Source organism: Streptomyces sp. NPDC058741 (assembly GCF_042746715.1).
In the GTDB taxonomy this organism is placed as follows: domain Bacteria; phylum Actinomycetota; class Actinomycetes; order Streptomycetales; family Streptomycetaceae; genus Streptomyces.
Genome location: NZ_JBHYQH010000012.1, coordinates 24,197 through 37,829, shown reverse-complemented (window position 1 = coordinate 37,829; position 13,633 = coordinate 24,197). Strand labels below are relative to the sequence as shown.

Annotated in this window: 14 protein-coding genes and 2 pseudogenes; 6 read left to right on the top strand and 10 right to left on the bottom strand. The window is 73.4% G+C overall.

Features of this window, described 5'->3' with window-relative positions; translation table 11 throughout:
* Positions 1 to 2: 2 nt before the first annotated feature.
* On the bottom strand, positions 3 to 1,187 hold the full coding sequence (locus ACFW6P_RS12620; protein ID WP_386423631.1) for an FAD-dependent monooxygenase: 1,185 nt from the start codon (positions 1,185 to 1,187) through the stop codon (positions 3 to 5).
* Between the two features lie 87 nt (positions 1,188 to 1,274).
* Between ACFW6P_RS12620 and ACFW6P_RS12615 the strand changes: the two genes are divergently transcribed.
* The 3 genes from ACFW6P_RS12615 (at position 1,275) to ACFW6P_RS12605 (ending at position 3,055) form a co-directional block, all read left to right on the top strand.
* Entirely contained in the window at positions 1,275 to 1,868 is a 594-nt protein-coding gene (locus tag ACFW6P_RS12615; protein WP_386423629.1) for a TetR/AcrR family transcriptional regulator, read from the top strand.
* A gap of 43 nt (positions 1,869 to 1,911) precedes the next feature.
* Positions 1,912 to 2,424, top strand: coding sequence for a DinB family protein (locus ACFW6P_RS12610; protein WP_386356030.1), 513 nt, complete (start codon positions 1,912 to 1,914; stop codon positions 2,422 to 2,424).
* Positions 2,425 to 2,536: 112 nt separating this feature from the next.
* Positions 2,537 to 3,055 (top strand): hypothetical protein, encoded by a 519-nt coding sequence (locus ACFW6P_RS12605; protein WP_386356033.1) that lies wholly within the window; start codon positions 2,537 to 2,539, stop codon positions 3,053 to 3,055.
* 226 nt (positions 3,056 to 3,281) lie between these two features.
* Here the strand turns inward: ACFW6P_RS12605 and ACFW6P_RS12600 are convergent, their stop codons facing one another.
* From ACFW6P_RS12600 to ACFW6P_RS12570, 7 genes are all read right to left on the bottom strand, one after another.
* Positions 3,282 to 3,773, bottom strand: a complete 492-nt coding sequence (locus tag ACFW6P_RS12600) for a tetratricopeptide repeat protein (protein ID WP_386356036.1) — start codon at positions 3,771 to 3,773, stop codon at positions 3,282 to 3,284.
* Positions 3,774 to 3,892: 119 nt separating this feature from the next.
* A complete protein-coding gene (gene ung / locus ACFW6P_RS12595) occupies positions 3,893 to 4,576 on the bottom strand; it encodes a uracil-DNA glycosylase (protein WP_386356039.1) in 684 nt (227 codons plus the stop codon).
* Between the two features lie 92 nt (positions 4,577 to 4,668).
* Entirely contained in the window at positions 4,669 to 6,255 is a 1,587-nt protein-coding gene (locus tag ACFW6P_RS12590) for an ABC transporter substrate-binding protein (RefSeq protein ID WP_386356042.1), read from the bottom strand.
* Positions 6,256 to 6,450: 195 nt separating this feature from the next.
* Entirely contained in the window at positions 6,451 to 7,209 is a 759-nt protein-coding gene (locus ACFW6P_RS12585; protein WP_386356044.1) for an SDR family oxidoreductase, read from the bottom strand.
* A 12-nt stretch (positions 7,210 to 7,221) separates the two neighbouring features.
* Positions 7,222 to 7,983, bottom strand: a complete 762-nt coding sequence (gene fabG / locus ACFW6P_RS12580) for a 3-oxoacyl-ACP reductase FabG (RefSeq protein WP_386356047.1) — start codon at positions 7,981 to 7,983, stop codon at positions 7,222 to 7,224.
* Positions 7,984 to 8,273: 290 nt separating this feature from the next.
* Positions 8,274 to 8,687: a DUF3037 domain-containing protein gene (locus ACFW6P_RS12575; protein ID WP_386356050.1), complete on the bottom strand. Its 414-nt coding sequence runs from the start codon at positions 8,685 to 8,687 to the stop codon at positions 8,274 to 8,276.
* Positions 8,684 to 9,439, bottom strand: coding sequence for a HipA family kinase (locus ACFW6P_RS12570; protein ID WP_386356053.1), 756 nt, complete (start codon positions 9,437 to 9,439; stop codon positions 8,684 to 8,686). Before ACFW6P_RS12570 ends, ACFW6P_RS12575 begins: the two co-directional genes overlap by 4 nt.
* A gap of 139 nt (positions 9,440 to 9,578) precedes the next feature.
* Here ACFW6P_RS12570 and ACFW6P_RS12565 point away from each other — a divergent pair, with 139 nt between their 5' ends.
* On the top strand, positions 9,579 to 10,046 hold the full coding sequence (locus ACFW6P_RS12565) for a Rieske (2Fe-2S) protein (protein WP_386356056.1): 468 nt from the start codon (positions 9,579 to 9,581) through the stop codon (positions 10,044 to 10,046).
* A 262-nt stretch (positions 10,047 to 10,308) separates the two neighbouring features.
* On the top strand, positions 10,309 to 10,782 hold the full coding sequence (locus ACFW6P_RS12560) for a pyridoxamine 5'-phosphate oxidase family protein (RefSeq protein ID WP_386356058.1): 474 nt from the start codon (positions 10,309 to 10,311) through the stop codon (positions 10,780 to 10,782).
* A gap of 7 nt (positions 10,783 to 10,789) precedes the next feature.
* Here the strand turns inward: ACFW6P_RS12560 and ACFW6P_RS12555 are convergent.
* A pseudogene (locus ACFW6P_RS12555) lies at positions 10,790 to 11,593 on the bottom strand (LysR substrate-binding domain-containing protein); the annotation flags it as partial.
* On the opposite strand from ACFW6P_RS12555, the pseudogene ACFW6P_RS12550 reads away from it, so the two are divergent.
* A pseudogene (locus ACFW6P_RS12550) lies at positions 11,593 to 12,045 on the top strand (EamA family transporter); the annotation flags it as partial. The pseudogenes ACFW6P_RS12555 and ACFW6P_RS12550 sit on opposite strands and share 1 nt — an antisense overlap.
* Positions 12,046 to 12,297: 252 nt before the next feature.
* Here ACFW6P_RS12550 and ACFW6P_RS12545 read toward each other — a convergent pair.
* Positions 12,298 to 13,629 carry an aminotransferase class I/II-fold pyridoxal phosphate-dependent enzyme gene (locus ACFW6P_RS12545; RefSeq protein ID WP_386356061.1) on the bottom strand — a complete coding sequence of 444 codons (1,332 nt, stop codon included), beginning with the start codon at positions 13,627 to 13,629 and terminating at the stop codon, positions 12,298 to 12,300.
* Positions 13,630 to 13,633 lie beyond the last annotated feature (4 nt).

The following is a 13,633-nucleotide window of genomic DNA, read 5'->3' as shown; positions in this document are numbered from 1 at the left end:
CTTCAACGGTTGTCCGCCGGGGTCCGCTCGGAGCATACGTCCTCCCCCGTCGGCGGCCGCCAGTCGGCGATGCCCTCGAAGCTCCGCAGGAACAGGGCGGGCCGGACCTTGGACAGCGCGGCCAGCGCGGTGTCGCGGACGGCGGTCCCGGCACGGCCGCTCATGAGGTTGAGCCGGGCGACCTGCACGGCCTGGCGTGCGATGGCCGTCGTACGGGGGAGCCGGGCGGCGGTGTAGGCCGCGAGGCCGGCGCTGTGATGAGCCAGGACGACCGCGTCCTCGATGGCCTGGTTGCCGCCCTGGCCGAGGGTCGGGGGCATCGCGTGCGCGGCGTCCCCGACGAGGGCGACCCGGCCCCGGTGGAAGGCGGGCAGCGGGTCGGTGATGTGGTGGACGTCGTGACGCAGGACGTCCTCGGGGCGGGCGGCGGCCAGCACGGCCGGGATCGGGTCGTGCCAGTCGCCGAAGCGGCGCAGCAGCTCGGCCTTCTCGTCGTCGGCGCGTTCCCCGGCCGGGGCGAGGGCGGCGGCGTAGGCGTAGACCCGGCCGTCCTTGAGCGGGTGCGTGCCCCAGATACGGCCCCGGCCCCAGGTCTCGTGCGAGGCGAAGGCGACGCCCGGGAGGCGGGTCAGGACCCGCCAGGTGGTGAAACCGGCGTAGACGGGACCCGGGTGGCCGGGGAAGAGCGCGTGGCGCACCGCCGAGCGGATGCCGTCGGCGCCCACCACCAGGTCGGCCTCCAGCTCGCCGCCCCCGGTGCGGACCCGGGCCGGCCGGCCGGCGTCACCGGGGTCGGCGAGGACCGCCGCGCTGTCCGTGCGGACGGCGCCCGGAGGAAGCCGTGAGGCGAGGCTCGCGACCAGGGTGGCGCGGTGCAGCATGACGAGCGGGCCGCCGAACCGCTCGGCGACGGCGGCGGCGGAGGACCGCGAGAGCCACCGCCCGCCCGGTGTGCGCAGTCCGCCGTCCCCGGCCCAGGCGGCCAGGTCGCGGATCTCGTCGCCGAGGCCGATGACGTCAAGCGCGCGCAGGGAGTTCGGGGCGAGGGAGATGGCCGCGCCGACCGGCTCCAGCGAGCGCGCGCGCTCCAGCACGGTGACCTGCCAGCCGCGCCGGTGCAGTGCGGCGGCCGCGGTGAGCCCTCCGATCCCACCGCCGATCACGACGGCCCGTTGCGACCCGGCCATGGCCCCTCCTCGACGATTGACTACATCTGTAGTTCCCTTCGGAGCCGAGGCTACTACAGGCATAGTGAGCCGGGTAGCGTGACGTCCATGTCCGTACGCACCACCACCGGCCCCTCCCGCTCCGGCCTCGTCGCCGACGCCGCTCTCGCGCTGCTCGCCGAGCGCGGGATGCGCGGCCTGACGCACCGGGCGGTCGACGAGGCGGCCGGACTCCCCCAGGGCTCCACCTCGAATCTCGCGCGGACCCGGCAGGCCCTGCTGGAACTGGCGGTGCGGCGGCTGGCCGACCGCGAGGCACGCGTCCTCGCCCTGCACGAGATGCCGGCTCCGCGCGCCGGGACCGACTCCCTCGTCGAGGCCCTGGCCCTGGCGGCCCACCGGGCCCTGACCCAGCACCGGACGCTCATCCTCGCCCGCTACGAACTGGCCCTGGAGGCCACCCGCCGCCCGGAGTTGCGGGCCTGCTTCGACGCCACGGGCGCCCGCTTCCGCGACCAGCTCACCGCCCTGGTCACCGCGATGGGCTCGCGCGCCCCGGCCCGGCACACCCTGTCGCTGATCGCCTGGGCGGACGGGCTGATGTTCAGCTGTGTGGCGGGGTCGTTCAGCGCCCGGACGCCGAGCCTTGAGGACGTGCGGGAGGGGCTGCGGGAACTGCTCGAAGGCATGCTCCGCAACTGAAAAGCCGTGGTGCGCCGGGAGGCCGGTCGGACAGGATGCACGCATGACCGACGAACGCCGCATGCCCGCCACCACCGCCGACGAACGCACCATGCTGGAGGGGTGGCTGGACTTCCACCGGCAGACCCTCGCGTGGAAGTGCCAGGGTCTGACCGACGAGCAGCTCAGGTCCGCGTCCGTGGCACCCTCGAACCTCTCCCTGATGGGGCTGGTGCGCCACATGGCGGACGTCGAACGGAGCTGGTACCGCCGGGTGCTGGCCGGCGAGGACGTCCCGCCCCTCTACTGGAGCGACGAGGAGCCGGACGGCGAGTTCCACCTCACCGAGGCGGACACCTGGCAGGAGACGTACGCCGCCTGGCAGTCGGAGATCGGGACCGCCCGCCGCAACGCCGCCCGCTTCGGCCTCGACGACCTCTCCGGGGGCACGCACCGGCGCACCGGCGAGCGGTTCAACCTGCGGTGGCTGCACACCCACATGATCGAGGAGTACGCGCGGCACAACGGCCACGCCGACCTGCTCCGCGAGCGCCTCGACGGCGCGACCGGCGACTGACGTCAGCCGCCGGGGGCCGGCGCCGCCCGTACGAGGTAGGACGTCACCCGTGTGGGGTAACCTCCGCCCGTCCGCCGTCTCGACGCGGACCGGACGCAGCAGAGTTGTACGGGTGCATCGAACGACCACCACAGCGGCACTCCTGGTGACCGTGGCCGTCTCGGCCCTCTCCGGCTGTACGACGGTCCGGCATCCCCCGGTAGCGGGGCCGTCGGCGGCAGCGTCCCGGCCGTCTGCGCCGCTGCCGGAGGGGCAGGCGGAGGCCGAGATCGAGCAGGCCCCGGCCCGCGAGGCGCTGCAGCTCATCGAGGGGTCCCGGCGGCCGGAGCCGAACGCGTCCGCGTCCCGCCCGGCCTCACCGCCTCACGCCGCCGCTCCGGACCGGGGACGACCGCCGTCCGAGACCGGGGGCGTCAGGGCCCGCCCCGGCCGCCCGGAGCGCCCCGCTCCGGCACCCCGCGGCCCCGAACGCCGGGGCACCGACCCGGCGGAGGTCCCGGAGTCGGTCCGCCAGGAGGTGCGGCGCCGGGTCCCCGACGCCTCCGGCGTGTGCGCGCTGGGCCGGCGCCACGGCGGCTGGCGGCCGGACAGCCCGGAGGCGAGGATCTGCGGTGACACCTACGGGCGCTGAGCCAGGGGGTGGGGTGCGGGGGCCTCACCTGGCCGGGCACCGCGGGGAGCGGGTGAGTGCCACCGCGCGGCCGACCGGGTTGGGAGCTCACCCCCGCACGGGCCGGGAGGGCGCCACCTCGCAGTGACCCGCACGGACGGGGCGTCGGCACTCCGCCCGGACGGATGGGCGCCGACCTGCTGCCGTAACGCCTCGGGCTTATCGACCCCCACCCCCACCGGCCACGTCAGGGCCGCTGTCGCGGTGGCGTCCACATGCCTCCGCCGCCTCCGCCCAGCCGGGACTCCAGCCGGGCGATGGCCGCCCACACGCTCTCCCCGTGACGGTCGCCGGGGAGGGCGCTGGCGGACTCGCGGGCCCGGCGCAGATGGGAGCGGGCGGCGTCGCGGCGGCCGAGTCTGGCGTAGACGTCGGCCAGGTTGAGGTGCAGGGAGGGGTAGAACGCGCGGACCGCGAGCACCTCCTGCCCGGCCTCGTCGGCGGCTGTCAGCGCCCGCAGGTCCCAGGCCAGTTCGTCCGCGGGGTCGTCCTGCGTGTCGGCCAGGTAGTACGCGAGGGTGCAGCGATGCAGGGGGTCGCCGTGTTCGCCGATCTCCGCCCACAGGGCGAGGAGCCGGTGCCGGGCCTCCTCCCGGTCGCCCGCGTGGTGCAGCATGACGACCTGCCCGATCCGTGTCAGCACGGCGTCCGGCGCCGTCCGCCCCTGTCGCTCCGCCACCGCGCCCTCCGCACCCTCACCGGCTGTTGCGCCGACGCTAACCGCAGGGGCGGGCGATCCGGCTCAGGCCGCTCCGTACGGCCGCGGGCCGAGCCGGAGAGGACCGCCCCTGCCGGTCCTCAGCCGAGGTCGGGGATCGTCCAGTCGATCGGCTCGTGGCCCTGAGCCGCCACCGCGTCGTTGATCTGCGTGAACGGACGGGAGCCGAAGAACTTCTTCGCCGACAGGGGAGAGGGGTGCGCGCCCTTCACCACGATGTGCCGCGACTCGTCGATCAGCGGGAGCTTCTTCTGCGCGTAGTTGCCCCAGAGCACGAACACCGCCGGGTCGGGGCGGTCGGCCACCGCGCGGATGACCGCGTCGGTGAACTTCTCCCAGCCCCGGCCCTTGTGCGAGTTGGCCTCGCCCGCGCGGACCGTGAGCACCGCGTTGAGCAGCAGTACGCCCTGCCGGGCCCACGGCATCAGATAGCCGTTGTCCGGGATCGGGGTGCCCAGCTCCTCGTGCATCTCCTTGTAGATGTTGCGCAGGGAGGGGGGGATCCGCACCCCGGGGCGGACCGAGAAGCACAGGCCGTGTCCCTGGCCCTCGCCGTGGTAGGGGTCCTGACCGAGGACCAGGACCTTGACCCCCTCGTAGGGCGTGGCGTCCAGCGCGGCGAAGACCTCCTCGCGCGGCGGATAGACGGGGCCCTTCGCCCGCTCGTCCTCGACGAACTCCGTCAGCTCCTTGAAGTAGGGCTGCTGCAGCTCGTCGCCCAGAACCCCGCGCCAGGACTCGGGCAGCATGGCGATGTCGGTCACGTCAACGTCCTCACGATCCGTGGTCACTTGCAGGCCTCAGAACCTACAGGCGTCCACTGACAGCGTGCCCCGGAACGCCGCTGCCCCCTCCCCTACCAGGCGGTCTTGCGGTGCAGCTCCCACAGCATCATGATCGTCGACGGGTCCAGGGCCCGCTCGGCGCCCGAGACGTCCCGGCTGGCCGCCACGTACTGCCGGCCCTGCCACAGCGGCAGCAGCCGCGCGTCGTCCACGATGATCTGCTGGGCCTCCTTGAACTCCTCCACCACGTTCGCGCGGTCGCTCTCGCGGCGCGAGCGGGGCAGCAGGGTTCCGGTGATCTCGGGAGCCGGGTAGGGCGTGCCGAGGGCGTTCTGCTCGCCGACGAACGGCGCGATGAAGTTCTCGGCATCCGGGAAGTCGGGGAACCAGCCACGCCCGAACACCGGGTACTCGCCCTTCTGGTAGCCCGCGACGTACGTCTTCCAGGGGCGGCTCTTGAGGGTGATGGTGAACAGGCCGGAGGCCTCGAGCTGGCGCTTGAGCTCCTTGAACTCGGCGGCCGTCTCGGAGCCGTAGCGGTCGCTCGTGTACCAGAAGGTGAGCGGGACCTTCTGGTTGATGCCGGCCTCGGTGAGGATCTTGCGGGCCTTGGAGACATCGGGGTCGCCGTAGTCGTCGAAGTAGCCCGTGGTGTGGCCGACGAGCCCCTTGGGGACCATCGAGTACAGCGGGTCGACGGTGTCCTTGTAGACCTTGTGGGCGATCGCCGCCCGGTCGACGACCTGGGCGATGGCCTGGCGGACCGCCTTCTTGTTCGCCCAGGGGTCCTCGGGGTTGAACACCAGGTAGTTGATGTCGGTGCCGGTGCCCTCGACGAGCTGGATGTCCTCGTACTGGGAGGTCTTGCTCTGCAGGTCGACCACGTCACCGGCGGCCAGACCGCGGTAGGTCACGTCGATCTCCTTGTCGCGCAGCGCCTCGACCATGGTGCCGGAGTCCTGGAAGTACCGGACGGTGACCGCGTCGTTCTGGCGCTTGGCGAAGCCCTTGTAGGAGTCGTTGCGCACCAGGACGGCCTCCTTGCCCTCCTCGTACGACTTGAGGCCGTACGGCCCGGAGCCGACGACGTCCTTGCCGTCGCGCAGGGCGTCCGGGGGGTAGGAGTCGGGGGCCACGATCGACATGGCCGGTGTGGCGAGCACGAACGGGAAGGTGGCGTCGGGCTTGTTGAGGTGGAAGACCACCTCGCGGTCGGTCGGCGCCTGGACCCGGTCGAGGCTGCCCAGCAGTCCGGCGGGGCCGCCGTTGACGTTGATCCTGCGGATGCGGTCGAAGGAGTACTTGACGGCCTGGGCGTCGAGCGCGTCGCCGTTGGAGAACGTCAGTCCCTCGCGCAGCTCGCAGCGGTACACCTGGTTCGAGGCGTCGCTGAAGGCGCACTTCTCGGCGGCGTCCGGCTCGGGCTCGGTCGCGCCCGGGGGGTAACTGAGCAGCGTCTGGTAGATGTTGCGGAACAGCTCCCAGGAGCTGTCCCACGACGCGGCAGGGTCGAGCGTGCTGGGAGAGCTGGTGCTGCCCACGACGATCGGCCCCTCGTCGTCCGGGGTGTCGGACGACAGCACGCCGCACCCGGCGAGAAGGGACGATATGGACGCGATGGCCGCCACCCGCCGCAGGCACCGGTTCCGGTTGAACACGCGCACGCTCCTCGATCTGCCATACCAAGGGTCGGCAGACCATACCGCAGTGCCGAGCCTGCTGACCCTCCCAGGACCATCACTCCTTGATCACTAAACCTCTGACTACGTTTCCTGGCGCTATGCGGTGGTCGCACCGGTACGGGCGCCCCCCGCGACGAGGAGCGCCCGTACCGCACCGCGTGCGCGGGGTTGTCAGCCGGTGCCGGCGTTGAGGAAGATGCCGCCGTCCACGACGAGCGTCTGGCCGGTGACCCAGTCGGACTGCCCGGAGGTGAGGAACGCGGCCGCGCCGCCGATGTCGGAGGGCACACCGAGCCGGCCGAGCGGGTAGGCCGCGGCGGCCTCCTCCTCGCGGCCCTCGTACAGCGCCTGGGCGAACTTGGTCTTGACGACGGCCGGGGCGATCGCGTTGACCCGCACCTTGGGCGCGAACTCGTGCGCGAGCTGCACGGTCAGGTTGATCATCGCCGCCTTGCTGACGCCGTAGGCGCCGATGAAAGGCGAGGGCGACAGGCCCGCGACGGAGGCGATGTTGACGATCGCGCCGCCGTTGTCCTTCTGCCAGGCGTGCCATGTCTTCTGGGCGAAGCCGAGCGCGGAGATCACGTTGGTCTCGAAGACCTTGCGCGCGACGTTCAGGTCCAGGTCGGCCATCGGACCGAACACCGGGTTGGTACCGGCGTTGTTGACCAGGAAGTCGACGCGGCCGAAGGCCTCCATCGCACGCTCGACGGCGACGGCCTGGTGGGCCTCGTCGTGCGCCTTGCCGGCCACGTACACCGCGCGGTCGGCGCCGAGTTGCTCGACGGCCTCCTTGAGGGCGTCCTCGTTGCGGCCGGTGATGACGACCCGGTCGCCGCGCGCGACGAGCGCCTCGGCGACGCCGTAGCCGATGCCGCGGCTGGCGCCCGTGACCAGGGCGACCCTGCCGGAGAGTTCTGCGGAAGTCATGTCGGCCGTCCTCTAGTCGAGCGGTCCGCCGGCCACGTACAGCACCTGGCCGGAGACGAAGCCGGCCGCCTCACCCGTGAAGAAGGCGATGGCGTTGGCGATGTCCTCCGGCTCGCCGACACGGGCCACGGGGATCTGGGTGGCGGCGGCGGCCTTGAAGTCCTCGAAGCCCATGCCGACGCGGTCGGCGGTGGCCTTGGTCATCTCCGTGGCGATGAAGCCGGGGGCGACGGCGTTGGCGGTGACGCCGAACTTGCCGAGTTCCTTGGCGAGGGTCTTGGTGAAGCCCTGGAGTCCGGCCTTGGCGGCGGAGTAGTTGACCTGGCCGCGGTTGCCGAGCGCCGAGGACGACGACAGGTTCACGATCCGCCCGAAGCCGGCGTCCACCATGTGCTTCTGGCAGGCCTTGGACATCAGGAACGCGCCGCGCAGGTGCACGTTCATGACGGTGTCCCAGTCGGAGACGCTCATCTTGAAGAGCAGGTTGTCGCGCAGCACGCCCGCGTTGTTGACCAGGATCGTCGGGGCGCCGAGCTCCTCGGCGATCCGCGCGACGGCGGCCTCGACCTGCGCCTCGTCCGAGACGTCGCAGCCGACCGCGATCGCCCTGCCCCCCGCGGCGGTGATCTTCTCCACGGTGTCCTTGCAGGCCGCCTCGTCGAGGTCGAGCACGGCGACCGCACGGCCCTCCGCGGCCAGCCGTACGGCAGTGGCGGCACCGATCCCTCGTGCGGCACCGGTCACGACGGCGACCCGCTGCTCAGTGGTGGGCATGACTCGTTCTCCTCAGGTGAGCGACCGCTTAGTACCTTGTGTGGAGGACGCTAGAAGCCCTGGCACCCGGTGTCAACGGCCGGAAGCGGCATGTGATCCATCACCCGCGCCGACCTGCCCCGCGAGGCGCCGCGGAACACCCGAACGGCCCAGACCGCGCCCAGCCGCAGAAGGACGCCCGGGGAAGACCTGGAGGAGGACGCGGGCCCGGACAGCGGCGGCCCGGCGCCTCTGCGGACCGGTCGGACGGCCGGTGAGGCGCCGGACGGCCGGACGGGGCCTGCGACGGCCTACCGCACCAGCACGTCCAGCAGCCGTTCCGTCTCCGCTGCCGGGTCCGTGGTCAGGCCCGTGTGGACCGGGCCGGGCTGGACGATCGTGGAGCGGGGGGCGGCCAGCCAGCGGAAGCGGCGGCCGGGGTCGTCGGCCGCCGCCGGGCCGGCCGCGGGGCCGCCCGCGCAGATGCCCTCCACGGCCCGCAGGGCGGCGCGGACTCCGGCCACGTCCACCTCCGGGTCCAGGGCCAGCAGGCGGGCCTCGTCCAGATGGGTGCGGGCGCCGACATAGGACTCGGCGCGGCAGTAGACGAGCACACCGGCGTTGACGCACTCGCCGCGTTCGACGCGCGGGACGACGCGCAGGACCGCGTACTCGTAGACCTGGCGCTCCCGGGTAGCGCCCTTGATGATGTGCCGGTCGTTCACTTGATCCCCTGGATGCGCTCGTGGATGACGGCGGCGCGGGCCAGCAGCGGTCGCGCGTAGGCCCGTCTCAGGTCGTCGGGTGCGGCGAAGCCGGGCTCGTCCGCCAGCCAGACGTCCGGGATCCGGGCGGTGACGTCGGCGAGGAGTTCCTCGGTGATCCTGGGGGCCAGGGCGGCCGCCGCGGCGGCGACGTCCGGCGCGAAGGGCGCCAGGGCGTGGTCGGAGGCGTCGTAGGGTCGGGCCGCCGAGCCCTGGGCGCCCGGCCAGTTGTGGTGCCAGATCATGGTCGCCCCGTGGTCGACGAGCCACAGCTCGCCCCGCCACATGAGCAGGTTGGGGTTGCGCCAGGACCGGTCGACGTTGTTGACGAGCGCGTCGAACCAGACGATCCGCCCGGCCTCCTCCGGGTCCACCCGGAAGGCGAGCGGGTCGAAGCCGAGTGCGCCGGAGAGGAAGTCCATGCCGAGGTTCGTGCCCGCGCTGGAGCGGAGCAGGCTCTGCACCTGCTCGTCGGGTTCCCCCAGTCCCAGTTCGGCGTCGAGGTCGACGGTGACCAGCCGCGGCACCCGCAGGCCCAGCCGGCGTGCGAGCTCCCCGCAGACCACCTCGGCGACCAGCGTCTTGCGGCCCTGTCCGGCGCCGCTGAACTTCAGGACGTACGTGCCGAGGTCGTCGGCCTCCACGAGTCCCGGCAGGGAGCCGCCCTCGCGCAGCGGCGCGATGAAACGGGTCGCGATCACTTCCTTGAGCATCGCCCCAGGTTACTGACGTGGGCGGGCCCGCCGACGGCGGCCATGCGCCCATGGGTCAGGATTTCGGCAGTGCGTGAACAGCCGGTCGCCGGGGGCCGTACCTCTCGGCAGATCACGAATCCGCGGAAGGAACGTCAGCATGACCAGCGAATCAGTTCAGCCGTTGTCGGGACCGAACCGCCGAGCCGTCGTGGCGGCGGTGGGCACGGCGGGGCTCACCGTGGCGCTGACGGCGTGCGGTTCGGACGACAAGGCCTCCGAAGCGTCGGCCGGGCAGGACGCGGCGGGCGGTGGCGCGTCCGACGGAGCGGGGGCCGGTGGCGCCGCGCTGGCGAAGACCGCCGACATCCCCGAGGGCAGCGGCAAGATCTTCAAGGACGAGAAGGTCGTCGTCTCCCAGCCGGTTGCGGGCGACTTCAAGGCCTTCTCCACGATCTGCACCCACCAGAACTGCCCGATGGTGGATCTCAAGGACGACATCATCTCCTGCACCTGCCACGGCAGTCGGTTCTCCGTGCTCGACGGCAGCGTGAAGAAGGGGCCGGCGGTCAAGCCGCTGGAGGCGAAGCAGGTCACCGTGAACGGTGACTCGATCACCCTGGCCTGACCTCGCGCGCCCGCGTCGGGCGGGCGGTGTCCCGTGCGTGGCCGCGAGCGTGGCGGCCACGCACGGGGTCCGGCGGATCGTCCCCGGGGTGCGGTCGCAGCGCGCCCCCGCGATGGTGTCCTGGGGCCCGGTCCCGCCCGCGGCCGGCGGGCCGGCCGGGCCGGGCGGGCGTTGCGCCCCGGCGGTGGAGAACCCATCCTTTTCTGACGTGATGTCAGAGGATCTCCTCTGGCACGAGGTGAGGGAAGGAAAGAGGGGGAGCATGGGCGTCACGCAGCAGCGCCGGGGCCGGAAGATCATGATGACGCCGGGCGAGCTGGACGATTTCCTGACCGCGCAGCGCACCTGCCGGGTCGCCACGGTGTCCGCCGACGGCGCCCCGCACGTGAGCACCCTGTGGTTCGCCTGGGACGGCACCTCGATGTGGCTGTACTCGGTCGTGCGCAGCAAGCGGTGGGCGGATCTGCGGCGCGACCCGCGGGTGGCGATCGTCGTCGACACCGGCGAGGAGTACGACGAGCTGCGCGGGGCCGAGCTGTCGGGCACGGCCGAGTTCGTGGGCGAGATTCCGCGCACGGGGGAGCTGTGCGCCGAACTGGACGTGCCGGAGACGCTGTTCGCCCGCAAGAACTTCGGCCTGGAGGAGATGCCGCACGACGGCCGGCACGCCTGGGTGCGGCTGACACCGCGGAAGATCGTCTCCTGGGACTTCCGCAAGCTGGGGGCGGCGCGGTAGGGCGGGCTCAGCCGACGCTCTCCCCCGCCGCCCGCAGGGCCTCCACCGCCGCCCGGATCGAGGGGCGGCGGTCGGCGTCCGCGCGCCAGACGACGTACACGTGCCTCCGGACCCGCTGCCGGACGGGGACGGTCACGACGCCCTCGGGCACGGGGTTGCGGCCGAGCAGGGGGGCGATGCACACGCCGAGGCCCGCGGCGACCAGCCCGAGCTGGGTGTGGGTCTCGGCCGCGCGGTGGCCGACGATCGGCTCGACGCCCATGGAGCGGAGGGTGAACATCAGCCACTCGTGGGAGAACTCCCCGTCGTTCCGGGTGATCCGCTCGTCGTCGGCGAACTCGCCGAGGTCCACCTCGTCGCGCCCCGCGAGGCGGTGGTCCGCCGGCAGGGCGACATCGGCCGGGTCGTCCAGGATCGACGCCTTGACCAGGCCCTCGGGCAGCGCCATCGGCTTGTTGTACCAGTCGAGCACCACGGCGAGGTCGAGATCGCCGCGTACGGCCCCGGCGATGCCCTGCGCCGGTTCCAGCTCGCTGGAGCGCAGCCGGAGCGCGGGGTGCCGCTCGCGCAGCGCGGACAGCGCGTGGGGGAACAGACCGCGTGCGGCCGTCGGGAACGCCGCCAGCCTGAGCTCGCCGGCGACCTGGCCGCGCTGGGCCTCCAGATCCGCCTGGGCGAGTTCGACCGGCGACAGGATGCGCTGCGCGTGCTCGGCGAGCAGCCGGCCCGCGTCGGTGAGCCGCACGCCCCGGCCGTTCTTGGCCAGGAGCCGCTGGCCGACCTCCCGCTCCAGCTTGGACATCTGCTGCGTTCACCGGCCTGGACGCGACCGGCACGGCCCTGGCCCTGCTGGCCTCCCTCAGCTATCCGGTCGGCTGGATCTACGTCCGCCGCACCCTGGCGGGCACCGGCCACTCGCACCTGTCGATGACCGGCGCGCAACTGCTGCTCGCGACGGTGCAGCTGGCCGTCGTCACCCCGCTGTTCACCGCCCTGCCGACGAGTCTGCCGGTGGTGCCGCTGCTGGCGATCGCCGCCCTGGGCGCCCTGGGCACGGGCCTCGCCGTGCTCGTGCAGTACGGCCTGGTCGCCGAGGTCGGCCCGACGACCGCCCAGATGGTCACGTACTTCATCCCGGTGATCGCCACGGCCGCGGGCGTCGCCCTCCTGGGCGAGTCGCTGGCCTGGTCGACCCCGGTCGGGGCGGCGATCGTACTCACGGGCGCGGCGCTGACGCAGGTCCGCCCGAAGCCGCGGACGTGAGGACCGGGGTCTGGGCCCCACCCGACACCGTCCGGCCCGGCCGCCGAGCCGGGAGCGGCGGGGCCGCCGGCACCCTGGTTCATGGCAAGAGGCGGGCACGGGCCGCGACCGCCCGGCCGCCGCGCGACAGCCCCGCGGGCCCCGGCCGAGTCCGGCACGGGCGTCGGCACTCCCGCGTCAGGCTCACTCCCCACCCTCGCCGGCTCCCCGCGTCGCACTCACTCACTCCACACCGGCGCCGGCGCCCTCGCCTCAGACATAACTCCGCACCGGCGCCGGCCCCACGGCCGAAGCGATCGCATCGGCCAGCGGTTCGGCCTCCGACTCCGTCAGAGTCGAGACGGAAACCCGGATCCCGGGCGACGCGCTCATCCGGAAACGGGCACCGGGCGCGACCGCCCAACCGGCGTGCAGCAGCCGTGCGACGGCCCCGGTCTCGTCCGGCACCGGCACCCACACGTTCATGCCGCTGCGCCCGTGTGCTGCCAGACCGCGCCGGCCGAGCGCGCCGATCAGCGCGTCCCGGCGTCGCCCGTAGGCCGTCGCGACCGCGCCCGCGTCCACCGCGCCGTCGGCCCACAGCCGGACCAGGGCCCGCTGCGGCAGCCTGCTGACCCAGCCGGGCCCGAGCCGCTGCCGGCCGTGGACGCGGTCGACGGTGACGGCGTCGCCGGTGAGCACCGCGAGGCGCAGGTCGGGCCCGTAGGCCTTGGCGGCGGAGCGCACGAACGCCCAGTGCCGGGTCGCGCCGGCCAGGGGCTGGAGGGGCACGTCCACGATGCCGTGGCCGTGGTCGTCCTCGATCAGCAGGACCTCCCGGAACCGCCGCAGCACCGACCGCAGGGCACGCGCGCGTGCGGCGCCCACCGCGGCGCCGGTCGGGTTCTGCGCCCGGCACGTCACGATCAGGGCGCGGGCCCCGGACTCCAGCGCACGGCGCACGTCCTCGGCGCGCGGCCCGTCGTCGTCGACGCCGACGGGGACCGTCCGCAGGCCGAGCGCCGGCACGAGGTCGAGGGTGCGGCCCCAGCCGGGGTCCTCGACGGCGACGGCGTCGCCGGGTTTGAGGTGGGCCGCCAGCACCCGTTCGACCCCGTCGAGCGCTCCGGAGACCACGGCGAGCGGGCCGCCCGGGACCCCGTCGGCGACCAGGCCGGCCCGCGCCAGGCGCTCCAGTTCGGGTTCGACGGGGGCCTGTCCGTACAGGACGGGCTCACGATCGCCCTGCGCCGCGGCCGCGGCGAAGGCGTCGGCGAGCGGCGGCAGCAGTGCCGGGTCCGGATTGCCGCTCGCCACGTCCCGCACGCCCTCCGGGACGTCGACCCTGATGTGGTCCCGCCCGGTCGTGGCCGGTGCGGGCCGCACCCGGCTGCCGCGCCGGCCGGCGGTCTCGATGACCCCGCGCTCCCGCAGGGTCCGGTACGCGGCCGCGACCGTGTTCGGGTTCACCCCCAGCTGCTGCGCCAACTCCCGCATTGGGGGCAGCAGTTGGCCCGGCAGCAGCTCACCGGCTCCCACCGCCCGCTCGATGCTCGCGGAAATGTCCGCCGCGCGACGCCCACTGATCCGATACTCTCCTAGCACAAAC

What these genes read in the sequence shown, in the direction of transcription:
- ACFW6P_RS12615 (WP_386423629.1), top strand. Translation starts at nt 1,275, where the DNA reads ATGTCCGTACGCACCACCACCGGCCCCTCCCGCTCCGGCCTCGTCGCC.
- ACFW6P_RS12610 (WP_386356030.1), top strand. Translation starts at nt 1,912, where the DNA reads ATGACCGACGAACGCCGCATGCCCGCCACCACCGCCGACGAACGCACC.
- ACFW6P_RS12560 (WP_386356058.1), top strand. Translation starts at nt 10,309, where the DNA reads ATGGGCGTCACGCAGCAGCGCCGGGGCCGGAAGATCATGATGACGCCG.
- fabG (WP_386356047.1), bottom strand. Translation starts at nt 7,983, where the DNA reads ATGCCCACCACTGAGCAGCGGGTCGCCGTCGTGACCGGTGCCGCACGA.
- ACFW6P_RS12570 (WP_386356053.1), bottom strand. Translation starts at nt 9,439, where the DNA reads ATGCTCAAGGAAGTGATCGCGACCCGTTTCATCGCGCCGCTGCGCGAG.
- ACFW6P_RS12565 (WP_386356056.1), top strand. Translation starts at nt 9,579, where the DNA reads ATGACCAGCGAATCAGTTCAGCCGTTGTCGGGACCGAACCGCCGAGCC.
- ACFW6P_RS12620 (WP_386423631.1), bottom strand. Translation starts at nt 1,187, where the DNA reads ATGGCCGGGTCGCAACGGGCCGTCGTGATCGGCGGTGGGATCGGAGGG.
- ACFW6P_RS12585 (WP_386356044.1), bottom strand. Translation starts at nt 7,209, where the DNA reads ATGACTTCCGCAGAACTCTCCGGCAGGGTCGCCCTGGTCACGGGCGCC.